The sequence below is a fragment of the Vibrio aerogenes genome, from assembly GCF_024346755.1.
In the GTDB taxonomy this organism is placed as follows: Bacteria; Pseudomonadota; Gammaproteobacteria; order Enterobacterales; family Vibrionaceae; genus Vibrio; species Vibrio aerogenes.
This window is the reverse complement of the sequence record NZ_AP024862.1, coordinates 343,353-361,942: the sequence shown is the minus strand read 5'-3', so window position 1 is coordinate 361,942 and position 18,590 is coordinate 343,353. Positions and strand designations below refer to the sequence as shown.

Below are 18,590 nucleotides of genomic sequence, written 5' to 3'. Positions count from 1 at the left end.
TATAAACTACATCGAGGTGCGCTCACCCGTTCAACTGAATTGCACCCATTGTAATGAAAGCCTGTTGAGTCATTTCAAGGCTCAGGTCAGGAGTTAGTACCGATTGTGTTAGAAATGTTTTCCTGTCCCTTGAATTAAAGGTGCCCGTCTTACCATGTTCGATCTAAATCTTTGGCGTACAGAGAAATAGCCCGTTGATAGGCCTGAATCTCCTGACTGTCTGTTGTTGAAACCAAAAGTTCCAATAGCAGAGAGACAGCTTCTTTGTAGCGGCCGGAATTATATAAACACATGGCAAAGAAAGGCTTGACCTCCGGAGAATCAGGATATTCTTCTATTGTTTGCCCAAAGTAGTGGAGTGCTTTTGCATAGTCACCCACACAACGAAGGGTGCATGCCAGACCAAACAAAGCATCAAAACGCTCCGTTGATGACAGGTTTCCAGATAAAGATGACCGATAGTGGGCGATTGCTTCCCGCTCTCTGCCTTCATTATCGTATGACCATGCAATATGCAAATGAGCCTTCCCGGAGTAGCCATTATCATTCAACAGCTGAGTCAGCAAATCTCTTGACGCCTGATGTTTACCATTCTTTCTTAGTTCAATCGCCTGTGTTATTACGGCTTCCATGATTTATCTTCCGGTTGATTGATGAATAAGGGTGAGTCACCACAAAGTTTTTACATTTTGAACATGATAATTCAAGATATAATCACCGCCTGATGTTGAAAAAATTGATAGATTTTTCACATTAAATCAGCAATCAATAATTAGGGCCTGTTCATACAAACGGGATATTATCGGACCGGACTTTGGCGACAGGATTAACAGTTAAACCAGCGCCTTTGACTTGAGGTGCACACTAAATACGGGGAATCATTATATGGAATTAACGTGCCATTGTGGAAACGTTCGCTTAGAGTTGAAGATATTCCCGAAAGAAGTCGGTATATGTAATTGCTCCATTTGTCGCCGCTATGCCGCAGCCTGGGCATATTTTTCTCCTGACCAGGTGCAAATTCACTCGAAAGAGAAAACGGTGTTCTATTGCTGGGGAGACAAAGAAGCCGAATTTCATCGTTGTGATCTGTGCGGTTGTGTAACACATTATGTAACCACAGAAAAATGCTCTGAAGCTATCCTGGCGGTTAATATGAGAATGGCTGAAAATGCGGTGCTTTCAAGCATTCCTGTCCGAAAAATAAATGGCGAGTCATATTAATGGAATAGGCTGATAATCTTGTTTTCGTTCCGAAGCGCGTTGGCATGCATACCGGACTAAACCCAATCGGGACAGACACAACTGATTCTGCACCTTCCGGAAAAACACGACTCAGATCTCACTCTCTCATACTAAAACCATACTTTTCTGCCTTGAATAAAGCAGTCAGCCCAATTAACCTACCTCCGCACTGCATAAAATAGTGTCGGGTTTAGTCCCCCGTTACAATCGCAAGGCACATAAATGCCGGCTTGTCCGTCGGTCATTTATGTGTTATTTCAGTACGCCTGAATTATGGTGAGCTGGATGAGGCAGCTTTATGCTGGCCGTCTCTTGCGAACGGTAGGACTAACCTTGTTCAGCTCATCACCCATTGATTAGTCCCTCTGAGTGGTGATTGATATTTAATCGCAAGACGGAGGCTTCAATGCCCACATCAAACTATTTCCATCAAACCAAACTTACCCCGGAACAGGAAAATCGGCTCTTCAATGTCAAGCGTTCAGAAACTGAAGGCACCGACTTGAATATCCATCTCAAAGCCCGTGAATATCTGATGTTAATGCAGGCGATTCTTTCGGGTCATCCTCAGATCGAATACCGGGATTTATGGCAGATTCAGGTATTTATTCATAACCTGATCACCGAATTAGAGCGGGAATATCTGGACGGGTAGTTCAGCACCCCGGATATTAATCGCTTATATAAACTGGATAAAGGAAGAATCACAGTCGAATGAGAAAACCTCATGATAGATCGGGAGAAATGATGAGCATCAACATCAGACAAGCCTTAACAAATGAGGATATCCAGTATTAACCATTAATCAGGACAGCAACACCATTCCCTGTGTTGCTGTCCCAATGACCGAAGGGAAGGTGTTTAGCACTTTGTTAGCTGCCCAACTGTGTAATATGTAACAGCTCACCTGCCGGCCCCCATAAATAAAATACCTTACCCCAAGACTCTTGTTGTATTGGCGTAATTTTGGTTTTGTGTGCCGACTCAGAACATAACTCATGTGCATCGTAGATGTCTGAAACGCAAATTTGCAACATGAAATTCTTGGCCAAATCTTCATTGTAGAAGCGCTGTAAAAAGAAAAGACAATCTCCGTTTTCAAACAGCGTGAGTTCGTCGCATACATATTCTGATTTGAATCCAATTTCCGAGTAAAAAGACTTTGAGATTTCATAATCCTTACTTGGAACAAATGTTTTTATGTCTATTACATCCATGATTCTTTCCAAAAGCAGCTAACGCCCAATTAAGGTGATTAACGCTACCACTCAACTCAACCATACCACCGTAAACATTGTATTAAAATTTAGCACCCACCCTTCAAGCGTTAGGAATCACGCTTAAATTGTTGGTTATAACAACGAGTTCTTCGATGCTGAAACTTACACTGTCCCCTGCTCGAAAGCTAAAATATTCTCGAATGCTATTTTGAAATACAGTTCATAACTATTTTTCTCTACATAACCCAGATGAGGTGTAGCCGTAACATTGGGCAATGAAAGTAACGTTTCGCTATCGGGTGATGCAGGTTCAACATCAAAGACATCCAGAGCAGCACGCTTAGTTGGAACAGAAACAAGTTCATTGTAGAGAGCTGATGGTTCAACAAGCTCTGAACGGCTAATGTTTACAAACAGAGAGTCTGCTTTCATCAACCTTAAATCTGAGGCTTTTACACACGCTCGGGTCACATCATTTAAGCGCAGGTGAAGTGAAACGATATCAGAACCAGTAAAAAACGCGTCCTTGGAAGTAGCAGCTTCAAAGCCATGTTCAAGCGCTAGTTTCCTTGACGACTCACTCCCCCAAACAACAACCGACATTTCAAATGCTTTAGCATATTGAGCAATTCGTTGCCCTATTTTTCCGTAACCCCAAATACCAAGATTTAAGCCTTTTAGAGTTCGACCTAAACCCAGCCCACCTGAGTCTTGCCATTTATCATTTTTAAGGTTCGCAGAATAACCAGGAATGTAACGACTAGCAGCCATAATTAAAGCCCAACCTAACTCAGAAGGTGCTATCGGAGACCCGCGCCCTTCCAGTACCCGAACCCCGTACTTTTCACATAAATTCACGTCAATATGGTTGCTGACTTTGCCAGTTTGACTAATGACTTTGAGATTAGGCAATTGTGATAGCAAGGATTCTGTTATTACTGTCCGCTCTCGAATCAGAACAAGAACATCTGATGCCTGAAGTTGAGCGACCAACTCCGATTCAGGGAGTGTCTCATTCAAAACTGACACATCATGGTGTGATAGTAAATCGAAACAGTCTAAGGTTTTGACCACATCTTGATAGTCATCTAACACTGTTATTTTCACTGAACTCTCCTTGTTGTTATGACATTTTATTCGTGCGCATGCGCGTTTACCTCGTTGGACCAGTAAAAACACGCACGGTTAACTATCAGTATCCAAAGAACTTATCAGTATTCTGTTAAATATACTATCAGAGAAAACGCGTATGCGAGGTTGCAGTATAGGCACGAAAAAGGGTTCTGCTCCGATAACACAACGGGACAAAACTAATTCAAAACATTCATGACCATCCAACAAACCACCGATAGATGGGGCTAAATTAGGGCTTTTTTTGGGGCTAAATACCGCCCTATCTTCCATTTTACTGATCATGCATACATAACCAGCAAAACAAAAAAGCGCCCCATCCGAAGCGCTCAGAAAATCAGTCCCAGTTCAGTATCACTTTCCCGGAAGCCCCGCTACGCATGACGTCGAAGCCTTTTTGAAAATCATCAATAGGGAAATGATGAGTGATGATTGGGGTTAAATCTAAGCCCGATTGGATCAGGCTCGCCATCTTATACCAGGTTTCGAACATCTCCCGGCCATAAATGCCCTTGATTACCAGCCCTTTAAAAATGACTTCATTCCAGTTGATCGCCATTTGTGAAGGTGGAATTCCCAGCAGTGCCATTCGGCCGCCGTGAGTCATCGCTTTCAGCATCGAATTGAATGCGACCGGAACACCGGACATTTCCAGCCCGACATCAAAGCCTTCCGTCATTTTCAGCTCAGACATCACATCTTCCAGCTTCTGTTCTGCAACGTTCACAGCGCGGGTCACCCCCATTTGCTCTGCAAGCTGCAGCCGGTAAGGGTTCACATCCGTGATCACTACATGACGGGCACCGACATGGCGGGCAACCGCTGCAGCCATGATGCCAATTGGCCCGGCCCCGGTGATCAGCACATCTTCCCCCACCAGATCAAACGACAACGCGGTGTGCACCGCATTGCCAAACGGGTCGAATATCGACGCCAGATCATCGGAAATTTCGTCCGGAATCTTAAAGGCGTTAAAAGCAGGAATCACCAGATACTCCGCAAATGCGCCGGTCCGGTTCACGCCAACCCCGATGGTATTCCGGCAAAGGTGCGTTCTGCCTCCCCTACAGTTCCGGCAATGCCCGCAGGTGATGTGCCCTTCCCCGGAAACCCGGTCACCAATCGTAAAACCACGAACCTCCTGACCCATCCCGACGACTTCGCCCACATATTCATGACCGACAACCATCGGCACCGGGATCGTATTCTGTGACCACTCATCCCAGTTATAAATGTGTACATCGGTTCCGCAGATCGCCGTCTTGCGGATTTTAATCAGCAAATCGTTGTGGCCGGGCTCCGGCATCTCAACGGATGTCATCCAGATACCCGGCTCTGGTTTCATTTTCGATAGTGCTTTGATTTTCATAAAGAATACCTCATCTCACACTGGCTCACCGCTCAGGTGATAATGCCCATGTCACGTCCGGTCTGAATAAACACATCAATTGCCCGATCCAACTGCTCTATCGTATGCGCGGCTGACATTTGTGTCCGGATCCGCGCCTGTCCTTGCGGCACCACCGGATAAGAGAAGCCCACCACATAAATGCCCTGTGTCAGCGCTCTTTCTGCAAACTCTGCCGCCACTTTCGCATCTCCCAACATAATCGGGATAATGGCGTGATCAGCGCCTGCCAGCTTAAATCCGGCTTCCGTCATTCTTGTGCGGAAGTGCGCAGCGTTCTGCCATAACTGACTTCGAAGGTCGCTGCTTTCAGCCAGTAAATCGAGCACCCGAATCGATGCAGCCACAATGGCCGGAGCCACCGAGTTTGAGAACAGATAAGGCCGGGAACGCTGTCGTAACCAGTCGATCACTTCTTTCTTCCCTGAAGTATAGCCGCCAGATGCACCACCCATGGCTTTACCCAACGTCCCGGTAATGATATCAACCCGGTCCATGACCTGATGGTATTCATGTGTACCGCGGCCGTTTTCTCCCATAAAGCCGACGGCATGAGAGTCATCAACCACCACAAGTGCATCATATTTTTCGGCCAAATCACAAATGCCCGGTAAATTCGCAACCACGCCATCCATAGAGAACACGCCATCGGTCACGATCATTTTATGCCGTGCACCTGCTTCTGTCGCAGCAATCAGCTGTTGTTCCAGTTCAGCCATATTATTGTTGGCGTAGCGGAAACGCTTTGCTTTACATAAGCGCACACCATCAATAATCGAAGCGTGATTTAAGGCGTCAGAAATAATGGCATCGTTTTGATCCAACAGCGTTTCAAACAAACCAGCATTGGCATCAAAACAAGATGTATAGAGGATGGTGTCTTCCTGACCAAGAAATGCAGATAACTTCTGTTCCAGTTGTTTATGAATATCCTGAGTACCGCAGATAAACCGGACCGAAGCCATGCCGAAACCGTGGGTTTCCATACCGGCTTTCGCAGCTTCAATCAACGCCGGGTGATTCGCCAGCCCCAGATAATTATTGGCACAAAAGTTCAGTACTTCATTCGCGCCAGCCACTTCAACCGCTGCTTTCTGCGGAGAAGTAATCACCCGCTCAGATTTGTACAGACCTTCTTCTTTCACAATCTCCAGCTGTTGCTGAATATGTTGGTAAAACCCAGATGACATACTCTGTTTCCTTTTATTATCAGTATCATACGTCATAAACAGCATTCGGATACGAAACCTGTTTACACTGTAAAAATCAGGATATTTTTCTGACCTTGTCATAAGTGTAATCCATCACTGCCAAAGTCATTATCCCTCTTGGAGGAAAATCATTATTGAATTGAATTCATCAATCTGTAAAATTAAGTCTTCATGTGCAAAGGTAAATCACAATGCAACAGACACAACTCATCAGCCTGCTCCCCGATCTGGCAACATTTATTCTGATTGTCAATGAAGGGAGTTTTACTGCTGCTGCCGCGAAAATTGATGTCACACCATCGGCACTCAGTAAGCTGATTACCCGGCTTGAGCAAGCCTTATCGGTGAAGTTACTGGAAAGAACCACCCGGAAACTGGTGATTACCCAAACAGGGCAACAGATTTATGATCAATGCCTGCTGATGCTGAATGCGGCACAGCGTGCCGTGGAGCTTTCAGCAACCGATCATCAGCGCCCTTCAGGAGCATTGACGGTGGCAGCGCCCGAAGCGTTTTTGAACTCAGTGTTACAACCCTTCGTAGTACCGTTTTTGAAACAATACCCGGATATTCAGTTAAAACTCCGCTCGGTGGATGGTCCGGTCGATCTGTTCCGGAATCACATTGATATTGCCTTTCGTCTGACAGATCAACCGGATGAAACTCTGGTCATGAAAGAATTAGGACAAACCAATCTGGTCCTGTGTGCCAGCCCCGCATACCTCAAAACTTATGGCAGGCCACAACATCCGACAGAACTGATTCATCATGATTGCCTGTATCTGGCAGAACACAATAAAGATCACATCTGGACCTTTGTGCATGAGGGAGAATCTCACACTGTCGAGGTTACAGGGAGATATGCTGTCAATCATTCTCAGCTGCGGCTCAACGGTGTCAGACATGGATTAGGCATTGGGATTTTTCATGACTTTGTGGTTCAGGAAGCTTTGGCTGCAGGAGAAGTCGAGCAATTGATGACCCGCTGGACGATCAAAAGCAGTTACCACGGTGCTGTTGTGATGCAATATGCCCAGACGCAGTATATGCCGGCCCGGTTGCGGGTCTTTATTGATTATATGTCCGAGCACTTACCCTGCCTGCTCACCCTGAACTCAGATTAAAAATCACCGTCGCATCATGCCGGGCGGCCCGGTCTGACAAGACGGTGATAACTGTGGTTTCATCCCCGGAGAGTGAACAATGCCGCTCTGCGGAAAGACAAATACTTATTTCAGCAAATCAATGGCATCGACACTGATTGCCGGTGAAAGATACCCGGACGATGTTGTACCACTCACAACATTGATCACCAGACTGTTCCAGTCTGAATCACTGTTTTTCCATGCACTGGCCGGAATACTGTATTCAAACGTAGTGTTATTCCCCCGATAGCTGCCGGTTGTCAGACTTCTTGTTTTAGGTTGAGAAGAAGCGGATGGTATTTTGGAAGTCCAGTCATTGACCTTGATCTGTGGCCGGCCGCCAGCCATCGCATCAGTGATACCAAACCGCAATGTATGCGCTTTTGCCCGTTGTGAGGCATTTAAGCGGAAATAAATCACGTGGTTGTTATTCACATCCTTCCAGATATAAGCCGGGAAGCTATTTGTGCTGCTGCTCCCCACAATGAAATTTGAGCCATCCCATTTGCTCATCCGGACATCCGAAGGGTGCATCGTTGTCAGCTTGCTGCCATTCATGAACTCCTGCGGTGAGCCGTCCCATTTCCCAATCCGCCAGATCACACCATCATTCCCCGGATCATCCTGAATACTAATCGTGTGGAGAACGGTTGTATTACCAGCAGTGACGGTGACCTGTTGTTTCTGTACCGCCAACTCATTTTTATAGATTGTCATGTCATAGGTACCAGGCAACATATACGGCGTACTGAAGTAGCCACTGGCAATGTTAGCATCAGCCCAGTACTGTGCTTTGCTGTTGGCAAAACCAACCGTATAGTCATAATCTGTATTGCGGTTGTTAATACCGACACCAGAAACCCGGCCTCTTTTGCTGTCAGCAACATAGCCGGTTAATCCCATTTTACTGAACCAGCTGGTGTCAATATCGGTTGAAGGTGCCTGTCCCTTATTTACCACCAGCGTATAATGGTTCAGAATGCCGGGTCTGAAACTTTCAGTCTGCGCCTGACCATAGTTAATAATGTAGGTAATTTCCTGATCACCGGCAGTGCCCTGATTGAGTAAGCTTCGGTAGAAAGGCCCGCCTGAACTGCCTTCCATGCCATCTCTGACAACCCAAACTCCCACATTATTACCCGTCGCACCAATATACTTCCAGTCTTTCAGGCGCTGATTTGAATAATGCTTGGAGCGGGTTTCACCATTACTTAAAGCAAAAATATCACTTGCTTCAACGGTTGAGGTCGTTTTTGAAATATCAGAAGGTTCCGGCCCATAAGGAAGCTGGCTACGTTTCATTCTCAGAATATAACGAACGTGGTTGTGAACATCCGGCTCACCGGTAAAATAGGTGGCCATATAAATATTCGGATAGCCCTTACGCGCCATATAATAGTGGGTCAGCTTTCCTGCTTTGACCGTGACTTTGATATAATCAGAGCCAATTTTTGTGGCACTTACTTTTACATCAGAGGTATTTTTATACAGCCAGTCAAACCCGGCATTAATCTGAGAGCCACGAGACTGATTCTGAAACTCTTTGCCATTAATTTTTAATGAGGCAATATCACCAGCAGATTGTGTACTGACATTGTTATCTGTCCGGCGAACACTAAACACGACACCAGCATTGGTATCAACCGTATAGAAATTACTGTCTGATTTTAGAGAAAAGCTCGCATTTGCACCGGTTGCAAACGCAAGTCCCAAGCCACAAATCAGACCCTGAGTTGTCAATAAATACTTCATATCTGTCCTTCACTTTGTTTTTATCAGGGGGGCTGGCAAAATAACAGATAAATATGACAATCTAGTCACACCAATAAGTTTCACTGCCAGACAAAGATGAAGATAACAGAACCGACCGTTCAAAAAAGACCAACATGATCATTATGTGAACAGAGTCTGATCAATGTTTAATCCAAATGATAAGTACAATGATATGAATATTTTTCTGCGATTGACTCAACAAATACCCGTAAATTGACCCGAAAAATAATAAGCCACCTGAAAAAAAGCAAAAAAAAACCAATCACAAAACTTGTGATTGGCTATTAATATGAACAAATAGGTTCACTAACAACGTCAGTTGGCTAGGTGACCCTCGGCTTAAAAGGGTCAGCGTATATAAAGCACTTTACGTGCCAACTTTTACAAAAACAATTAAGTTATTGATTTTTAATCAATTTTTTTGGTTTCTCGTTTCTCATCAAGCCATATTATTGCAGATAAACTCATATATTATTTGCAAAACGCAAATTCATTCGCATTTTGCATTATTCAAATCACCATTTCACGATAAAAACCTCATCCGCGCAGAATTTGACCTCAAAATAGTGACAAAGCTATCATTAATCGAATTCAGCCGGTATGATCGGCACCGTTTTATTCCCCATAAAGAAAAGGATTACACGCCGATATGCAATCTGTTCTGCATTTTATACTGACGTTATTTGTCATCACATTACTTGCGCTGCTTGTCAGCTATGACCGCCGAAACATCCGGATCAGATACATTCTGCAACTCCTGGTGATCGAAGTCTCGGTCGCATGGTTTATGCTTCACTCTGAAGCCGGACTATACGCTGTAACATCAGTGTCAGGTTTTTTTGATCAACTGATGAAATTTGCCGCTCAGGGCAGCAACTTTGTATTTGGCAATATGAGTCAGCAAGGCATGGCCTTTGTCTTTTTAAACGTTTTATGCCCGATTATTTTTATTTCTGCCCTGATTGGTATTCTCCAGCACTTTAAAGTATTACCACTGATTATTCGTCTGATTGGCACACTGCTGTCAAAAGTGAATGGTATGGGAAAACTGGAATCTTTTAATGCTGTCAGTTCGCTGCTGCTCGGCCAGTCAGAGAACTTTATCGCATACAAAGGTATTCTCAGTGAACAGTCATCCCGGCGGATGTACACCATGGCAGCAACAGCCATGTCGACAGTATCCATGTCGATTGTCGGTGCGTATATGTCCATGCTTGAACCCCGGTACGTTGTCGTTGCAATTATCCTGAATATGTTCAGTACCTTTGTGGTTTTATCACTGATCAATCCTTACCATCCGGATGATGAACCCGAGCCTCAGTTAAGCCACCTGCACGCAAATCAAAGCTTTTTTGAAATGCTGGGCGACTATATTCTTGCCGGATTCAGGGTTGCGATGATTGTTGCAGCGATGCTGATTGGCTTCATCGCCCTGATCACGGCAATGAATGCAATGTTCTCAGCTATTTTCGGCCTCAGTTTTCAGGAACTGATGGGCTATGTTTTCTATCCTTTGGCATGGATCATTGGTATTCCGGAACAGGATGCACTCCATGCCGGTAGTATTATGGCAACCAAATTAGTGTCTAATGAGTTCGTTGCCATGCTGGAACTTCAGAAAACTGCCGCGCAGTTCACTGAACGTGGCATGGGTATTTTATCGGTCTTTTTAGTCTCATTTGCTAATTTTGCCTCGATCGGGATTGTAGCCGGGGCAATTAAGGGGGTTGACGAATCTCAGGGAAATGTTGTTTCCCGCTTTGGCTTCCGTCTGGTCTATGGGGCAACACTGGTGAGTCTGCTTTCTGCGGCGGTTGCCGGCCTTGTGCTATAAAGGCTTGCGCTTTAAAAGATCGATTCTCTGCCCTCACAAGGTGATGAATCACCCGCCCTATACAAGACGCCACTTTTGGGGATGAGACAGATATCGATAAACAGACATGCCGCGTCAGAAATGGCGCAGCATGTCTTTTCTGTCTGGTATCCCTCTGAGTGACCTTTAATCACCTATCCTTTAATCTGAAGCCAATCTTTCGCTTCAGAATCCTGCATCTTGAGATCACTTAGGTATATTTTTAAAATTGAACAGCATATTTTTATTTTACAGAACACATCGACAATATACAGATCTCTTAAATATCAATAATAAGTTTCAATCATATTACTAAAATCAGATAAAAATACCGAACTACTTAGTATTTTAGCGATATAAATATGATCTCCCCCCTTAATCTCTAAAAAATTAATCTCACTTTTCAGGAATTCGTGGTAAATTAAAATCAAATAGAAATGGCGTTTCAAATTTAATAATACTTCATTTTGTTTTATTGAATTAATGAATGATATTTATATTCGCCAAAAAATATTTTGATGTTAAATCATCATAAATTCAAGAAGGAGCTTACATAATAAATAATTGCTAACACATATTGGCTACAGAAAACATTAATTAACCTAATGAATAACCGTTTCAATAAATAAAATTAAAAAATATTCAATAATTTGTATCTAAGGAATAAATGTAATGAACAATAAACGTATTTTATCTGTTGTTGTTGCTGCAGCACTTGGTTTGGCTTCCGGTTCAGTACTCGCAGCTGATGGGTATGCAACGCTGAATGGCGGAACAACAGGTGGTCAGGGCGGTAAAGTTGTTCACGCAACAACAGGAACAGAAATCAACACTGCATTGTGTGAGCGTGCTTCTGCTGATACACCAATCATCATCGAAGTAGAAGGTACAATTAATCACGGCAACACTGAACAGGTGAAAAGTTCAAACAAAAGCTGTAATACACGTGCTGATGCAATTGACCTGAAAAAAGTCAGCAACGTCACCATTCTGGGTGTCGGCAAAGGTGCGCTGTTTGACCAGCTTGGTATTCACTTGCGTGAAGCTTCAAACGTTATCATCCGTAACGTTCATATTAAGAACGTGAAAAAATCAGGTTCTCCAATCTCTAACGGTGGTGATGCCATCGGTATGGAAAAAAATGTCAGCAACGTTTGGGTTGACCACGTAACACTTGAAGCAAGCGGTGGTGAAAAAGACGGCTATGATGCAATGTTTGATGTGAAAAACAACTCAAAATACATCACTTTATCATATAGTATTCTGATGAATTCAGATCGTGGCGGCCTGGTTGGTCACAGTAACAGCGATACAGATAATGGCCCTGTCACTTTCCACCACAACTACTACAAAAACCTGAAATCCCGTACACCATTACTACGTGGCGCAACAGCTCACTCATATAACAACTTCTTTGAAGGTCAGCGCGCTTCAGGAATGAACCCACGCATCGGTGGTAAAATCAAAGCTGAAAATAACTACTTTAAAGATTCTAAAAACCCAATTGGTACATTCTATACCAATGACATGGGTTACTGGGATGTCAGCGGTAATATCTACGATAATGTGACCTGGTCAGAAGATGCAAGCAAAATGCACCCTGCTGGTCCAAACCCAACTTCTACAACATCTGTCAGCATTCCTTACAGCTACAGCCTGGATGACGCAAAATGTATTCCTTCTATCGTGAAGAAAGCAGCAGGTGCAAACACAGGTATGCTTGTTTCAGATGGTAACTGCGGCGTAAAATAAACATGTGAATGACCTAATCACTTATTTTGGTCCGTTATTATATTCAAAGCCCTTTATTCAAGGGCTTTTTTATTTTCATGATATATTAATCACACTCAATATAAACAGCCGGATATATTTTTTATTCGCTCATTATGTGGCTCAATTTTATTTTCCACTACCTATCTCTGTTACATTTTTTTGTGACATTGAACCAGCTTCTTTGATTTCCTTTTCTCAGACACCACATTATTAAATAAAAGCAACAGATTAAGTTTCCTCATTCTTTGTCAACCTCCCGACCTTCGACAATACTTATCTTGACGCAGTTAGCAGGATAGGTTTATGAAAGTACGTGGTTATTCTCTGAGTTTACATATTGGCAGTTTATTTCTCATCATCACTTCACTGGTTGGTATTGTGCTGATTTATATCAGTTATCAGCATGCTCAGGAATTACTCGATGAGACAGCAAAACAGCTGAGTTATGAAAACAGCCGCAAAATTGAGACCAGGTATCAACAAAATATTGGTCCGGTTTTAACCACGCTCGATTTTCTGGCCTATACGACCATCACTGATGAACCTGACTTTCTGATAAAAGACAAGCGTCTGCTTGCATCAACCTTTTCGGTCTTTGAGAGAAATCCACATCTGGTTGCACTCTATTTTGCCGATCAGGCAGGCAACTTTTCTATCATTCGTCCGCTCATCGAAGAGAAAGACAAAAAGCGATTCCATGCACCGGATAACGCAATTCTTTATATGAATAAAACCCGGACAGACGGGAAAAATGAATTCTACTATCTGGACGAAAACTTCCGGCAGACAGATTACCGGGAAGACAACAGCAATCAGTTCGACCCACGTCAAAGGCCGTGGTACATTCTGGCCGGTGACGACGGAAAAATTCGTTTAACAGAGCCTTATTTCTTTTATTTCCTGAAAACCCACGGGATCACCCTTTCCAGAAAAACACCGGATGGCCGACATGTCATCGGCGCTGATTTTACGCTTGCTTCATTGTCTGAACAGATTAAACATATCGGGTTCTCCAACCAAACCCAGCTCATTCTGTTCGATCAGCAATATAATGTACTGGGCCAGCATAACTCACCGGTTTCAACTCAGGCGCCAGCTCCCCGGAACCAGGCAAAACTGCAGCAATCTGTCTTTGCGCCGGTGATGAACAGAATGAGTACACAGGTCATTTATGAAACAGTTTCAGACAATCAGGCAACCTGGTCTGTGACGCTGACCCCGGTGGTACTGACACCACATGTTACTCTTTTACTGGCAGAAGCCACACCCAAAAACGATCTGCTGGCACCGTTACTGTCACTTCGTGACAAGCAGCTGACGGTGACGATCATCTTACTCGCCAGTGGCTTTATTCTCGCATTTTTAATCGCCAGACATCTGACGAAACCACTGACGGCTTTGGTGTCTCTAACCGGTAATATCACTCAGTTCAAGTTCAGGAAATCAATCTATCCCCGCTCAGCGATTAAAGAAATCTCTGACCTGTCGAGATCATTGCAGCTGATGGAAAATACACTCAGTGACATTCTGAAACTCCTGAAAGAAACAGCCGGCAACCATGATGCTGAAACGCTGGCAAAAACCATCACGCATCAAAGCTATCTTGTCACACGGGCTGAGACAGTCATTTTCTACGCATTGACGGCTGAGAGTCAGACATTTTCAAAACTGGCAAGTCATACCATCATTCCGTTCAAAATTGATATCAATGTGTTATTGAAAGATATCCCCTGGATCAAATCTCAGCTTCAGCGTGGCGAAACCGTTCATATCAGACGCGCTGATAATATCGTCAAAAAATATGCCGAAAACCTGTATAATTCTGATATCTACCTGTTTCCGCTGATGGATCATCACCATCAGCTGACCGGAATTCTGAACCTGGGATACGAACGTGAACTCACCAGAGAACAGACGGACAAACATGCTTTCTTAGGCGAACTGTTAAGTTTTGCTCAGGTTGCCAAAGAAAATATTGATCATATCCAGCAACAAAAGAGCATGTTCCACTCACTGGTTGAATCTGTGGCGACCGCTATTGATACAAAATCACCTTACAGCAATGGCAACTGCCAAAGAATTCCGTCTCTGGTCAAATGGCTGACAGAAGCGGTCGATCAGGATGAACGTTATTATCCTTACTTCAAGATGGATGAGTTACAGTGGGAAGCGCTGCATCTGGCCGCCTGGCTGCATGACTGCATGACTGCGGAAAAATCACCACACCGGAATATTTAATCAATAAAGCGACAAAACTCGAAACAGTTTATGACAGGATTCATGAAATCCGAATGCGTTTTGAACTGCTGAAAGCTCAGGCTGTATCTGATTTCTGGCAAAAGATTGCAGAAGGGAAAGACCGGCAGGCATGTGAAACAGAACTGAAGCACATCCATCAAACGCTGGATGAGGAATTTACTTTTGTTGCACGATGTAATATTGGTTCACATTCGCTTGGAGAAGCCGACCAACAAAAACTCAGGCAAATCTCACAACGCACCTGGACACGCACACTGGACGATCAGGCTGGCATTTCATGGCTGGATAAAAAACGTGCCACTGAAGCGCCGGAACTGCCTGTTACAGAAAAGTTGTTAGATGATAAACCTTCACATCTGATCACCTGGAATGAGGATATTCAGTCATCTGAGACCGGTCACACCGAAACGCTGCTTTATAACCGGGGGGAGCTGCATAACTTATCGATTGCATCCGGCACACTGACCGATGAAGAGCGGGCGATCATCAATAACTATATTCATAAAACCCGGAATATGCTCAAAGAGCTTTCTTACCCTGAACATATGAAGCACGTTCCGGATATTGCAGGCAATCACCGGGAAAGAATTGACGGGCAAGGTTTTCCCAGAGCGCTCAAGGCCGAAGAATTATCGATTCAGGACCGGGTGATGGCCATTGCCGACATTTTTGAAGCCCTGACTTCCGGAGACAAACCATACAAAAAAGCGAAAAACCTTGCAGAGTCAATCCAGATTATGACCAACATGGCCGTCACCGGACATCTTGATCCCCGGCTTTACCTGCTTTTTCTGGAAAAAGATATATTCCAGCTTTATGCCGATGTATTTCTGGATATTCGTCAGTGCACCCCGATTGATAAAGAAACACATATCAAACAGGTGAAACAATATTTAAAAACATTAATTTAGCCGGGGGCTGTTTATCGCGGGTCACTGTTTTATACCCATATATGGGTATATACTGAAACAGCCGTTCCTGAATATGCGCCCCTATTGCACCGGCCCGAATCATCACCCGGATAAATAAACGAATTCTGCATAATAACTATCATCTTTGAATCGGTATTCTCTGACAAAATGTGGAAAAATAACTTTCCACAAAACAGATCAACGAAGTCAAAATAAAAACAGCGCCGCCATTGATGCAAATCAAAATATCATAGACAATAGCAGACAACCAAACGACTTGTTGCTACAGATTTCAGGTCGTTTGGCTGAGACTAATTTTGCTCTGACTATATGAATCGATATTGATTTTATCTATCAGTTTTATAGGAAGAGCCTGTTTTTTATTTGCGTAAGCTACTGCTACCTTACGGTTCTCATTCAGTACTTCGTTTCAAAGGGAAATATGATGGTCATACCTGAAAATAGTTGCATCGTGATTTTTGGTGCGTCTGGTGATCTCACCTATCGTAAACTCATCCCTGCTCTTTATCATTTATATGAAAATGAACAACTTCCGGAATCATTTGCCATCTTGGGTGCAAGCCGGACTTCATACAGCGATGAATCATACCGGGATAAACTCAAACTGTCGCTTCAGGAACTGGAGAAAACCACACCGGAAACACTGGATGCTTTCTGCCGGCACATTCATTATCAGTCTGTAGATACAGCAGATGTCGATGACTACCACAAGCTGAAAAATAAATTAGACGAGCTTGCCGGACAATATCAGTTTGAACAGCGAAATACCCTCTTCTATCTGGCCACACCGCCAAGCCTGTATGGTGTCATACCCCAATGCCTCGCAGCACATGGTCTCCATGATGAAACAGACGGATGGAAGCGGCTGGTGATAGAAAAACCATTCGGTTATGACTTCGCCTCAGCACAACAGCTGGATATCGACATTCATCAACACTTTAAAGAACATCAAATCTACCGGATCGACCACTATCTGGGTAAAGAAACGGTGCAAAACCTGCTTGTATTCAGATTCGCCAACGGCATGTTTGAGCCCCTCTGGAACCGTAACTTCATCGACTACGTTGAAATCACCGGCGCTGAGTTTCTGGGGGTTGAAGAACGTGGCGGATATTACGATGGCTCCGGCGCCGTCAGGGATATGTTCCAGAATCACCTGCTTCAGGTTTTGGCGATGGTCAGCATGGAGCCACCAAGTGCCATCAATGCTGATTCAATCCGTAACGAAGTGAATAAAGTCCTGCAAAGTCTGCAACCACTCACGGAAGACGACCTGAAAAATAATCTGGTGCTCGGACAATATACCGGCTCAGAGGTTCGCGGACAGTTTCTTCCCGGCTATCGCGAAGAACCCGGCGTTGCCGGAGATTCCAGAACAGAAACCTACGTCGGGTTAAAAATGTTTATCAACAACTGGCGCTGGAACAATGTGCCTTTCTATGTCCGTACAGGAAAACGCCTGCCGACACGGGTGACAGAAGTTGTGATTCATTTCAAACAAACACCGCACCCGGTCTTTGGCCAGAATGCACCAGAAAACAAACTGGTCATTCGTATTCAGCCTGATGAAGGCATCCTGATGAGTTTTGGACTGAAACAACCCGGTGCAGGATTTAAAGCCAAAGAAGCTTCGATGGAGTTCCACTATGCCTCTCTGGAAGAAACTCAGATGCTGACCGCATATGAAAGACTTCTGCTCGATGCGCTAAACGGGGACGCGACACTCTTTGCAAGAACAGATGCGGTAGAAGCCTGCTGGAAATTCGTTCAGCCTATTCTTGACTATAAACAAGATCCAACGTCCCTGTACGGATATGCCTGTGGTACCTGGGGACCAAAAGAATCGGATGATCTGTTAACAAACGATGGCCGCACCTGGCGCTTCCCATGTAAAAACCTGACCAACACGGATTACTGCGAATTATGATCAACCATAAAATTTTTCAGACTGCTGATGAAGTTGTCCATTCACTGGCAGAGGATTTAAAAGTATTCAGCGAGCAGGGCCGCCCTGTTCATATCTCTTTATCCGGTGGCAGCACCCCAAAAATGTTGTTTCAGCAACTGGCTCAGGCACCTTATGCCACTTCAGTACAATGGCAGAATTTACATTTTTGGTGGGGCGATGAACGTTGCGTAGCGCCGGACGATGCTGAAAGTAACTTTGGTGAAGCAAATGCACTGCTTTTCAGTCACATCGACATTCCGGCAGAAAATATTCATCGCATTATCGGAGAAAATGACCCGGAAGAAGAAGCACAGCGATTTGCTGATGAGATGGCAAACACAATTTCTCAGACAAACGGTATTCCTGTCTTTGACTGGATTCTTTTAGGTGTAGGGGCTGACGGTCATACCGCCTCACTGTTCCCCGGAGCAACCGATTATTCAGAAGAGCGCCTGGCGGTGGTCGCATCTCATCCGGAATCCGGACAAAAGCGGGTTTCCAAGTCAGCACGGGTTCTGCAAGCCGCCAAGCGAATCAGCTATCTTGTACTGGGTGCAGGTAAAGCCGATATCGTTCACGAAATCAGCACAATTCCAGCAGATAAATTACTCTACCCGGCCGCAAAAATTCAGTCATATCAGGGTAAGACCGAGTGGTATTTAGATTCAGACGCAGCAACAAAAATTGCGTAAA

Annotated in this window: 13 protein-coding genes and 1 pseudogene; 8 read left to right on the top strand and 6 right to left on the bottom strand. The window is 44.3% G+C overall.

From position 1 onward, the window contains the following. Positions 1-149 precede the first annotated feature (149 nt). Positions 150-632, bottom strand: a complete 483-nt coding sequence (locus OCV29_RS19295) for a tetratricopeptide repeat protein (RefSeq protein WP_073602043.1) — start codon at positions 630-632, stop codon at positions 150-152. Positions 633-885: 253 nt separating this feature from the next. Between OCV29_RS19295 and OCV29_RS19290 the strand changes: the two genes are divergently transcribed. Further along, positions 886-1,224, top strand: a complete 339-nt coding sequence (locus tag OCV29_RS19290; RefSeq protein ID WP_073602042.1) for a GFA family protein — start codon at positions 886-888, stop codon at positions 1,222-1,224. Between the two features lie 427 nt (positions 1,225-1,651). Further along, positions 1,652-1,900, top strand: a complete 249-nt coding sequence (locus tag OCV29_RS19285; protein WP_073602041.1) for a hypothetical protein — start codon at positions 1,652-1,654, stop codon at positions 1,898-1,900. A gap of 217 nt (positions 1,901-2,117) precedes the next feature. Here OCV29_RS19285 and OCV29_RS19280 read toward each other — a convergent pair whose 3' ends face one another. The 4 genes from OCV29_RS19280 to OCV29_RS19265 all read right to left on the bottom strand — a co-directional run bounded on the left by OCV29_RS19280 (position 2,118) and on the right by OCV29_RS19265 (position 6,194). After that, positions 2,118-2,462, bottom strand: a complete 345-nt coding sequence (locus tag OCV29_RS19280) for a VOC family protein (RefSeq protein WP_073602040.1) — start codon at positions 2,460-2,462, stop codon at positions 2,118-2,120. A 165-nt stretch (positions 2,463-2,627) separates the two neighbouring features. Next, entirely contained in the window at positions 2,628-3,572 is a 945-nt protein-coding gene (locus OCV29_RS19275) for a D-2-hydroxyacid dehydrogenase family protein (RefSeq protein WP_073602039.1), read from the bottom strand. Between the two features lie 361 nt (positions 3,573-3,933). Then, positions 3,934-4,965 carry an L-threonine 3-dehydrogenase gene (tdh, locus tag OCV29_RS19270; RefSeq protein ID WP_073602038.1) on the bottom strand — a complete coding sequence of 344 codons (1,032 nt, stop codon included), beginning with the start codon at positions 4,963-4,965 and terminating at the stop codon, positions 3,934-3,936. A gap of 32 nt (positions 4,966-4,997) precedes the next feature. Next, positions 4,998-6,194: a glycine C-acetyltransferase gene (locus tag OCV29_RS19265; protein ID WP_073602037.1), complete on the bottom strand. Its 1,197-nt coding sequence runs from the start codon at positions 6,192-6,194 to the stop codon at positions 4,998-5,000. Positions 6,195-6,406: 212 nt separating this feature from the next. Between OCV29_RS19265 and OCV29_RS19260 the strand changes: the two genes are divergently transcribed. After that, entirely contained in the window at positions 6,407-7,339 is a 933-nt protein-coding gene (locus OCV29_RS19260; RefSeq protein WP_073602036.1) for a LysR family transcriptional regulator, read from the top strand. 105 nt (positions 7,340-7,444) lie between these two features. Here OCV29_RS19260 and OCV29_RS19255 read toward each other — a convergent pair whose 3' ends face one another. Then, complete coding sequence (locus tag OCV29_RS19255) at positions 7,445-9,112, bottom strand: rhamnogalacturonan lyase B N-terminal domain-containing protein (RefSeq protein WP_073602035.1); 1,668 nt, start codon at positions 9,110-9,112, stop codon at positions 7,445-7,447. A 670-nt stretch (positions 9,113-9,782) separates the two neighbouring features. Between OCV29_RS19255 and OCV29_RS19250 the strand changes: the two genes are divergently transcribed. From OCV29_RS19250 to pgl, 5 genes and pseudogenes are all read left to right on the top strand, one after another. Next, positions 9,783-10,967, top strand: coding sequence for a NupC/NupG family nucleoside CNT transporter (locus OCV29_RS19250; protein WP_073602034.1), 1,185 nt, complete (start codon positions 9,783-9,785; stop codon positions 10,965-10,967). A gap of 690 nt (positions 10,968-11,657) precedes the next feature. Then, positions 11,658-12,737 carry a pectate lyase family protein gene (locus OCV29_RS19245; RefSeq protein WP_084193166.1) on the top strand — a complete coding sequence of 360 codons (1,080 nt, stop codon included), beginning with the start codon at positions 11,658-11,660 and terminating at the stop codon, positions 12,735-12,737. A 324-nt stretch (positions 12,738-13,061) separates the two neighbouring features. After that, a pseudogene (locus tag OCV29_RS19240) lies at positions 13,062-15,928 on the top strand (HD domain-containing phosphohydrolase). Positions 15,929-16,373: 445 nt separating this feature from the next. Beyond that, on the top strand, positions 16,374-17,876 hold the full coding sequence (gene zwf, locus OCV29_RS19235) for a glucose-6-phosphate dehydrogenase (RefSeq protein ID WP_073602033.1): 1,503 nt from the start codon (positions 16,374-16,376) through the stop codon (positions 17,874-17,876). After that, positions 17,873-18,589 (top strand): 6-phosphogluconolactonase, encoded by a 717-nt coding sequence (gene pgl / locus OCV29_RS19230; RefSeq protein ID WP_261887426.1) that lies wholly within the window; start codon positions 17,873-17,875, stop codon positions 18,587-18,589. The genes zwf and pgl overlap by 4 nt, the downstream gene beginning before the upstream one ends. Position 18,590: the final 1 nt, after the last annotated feature.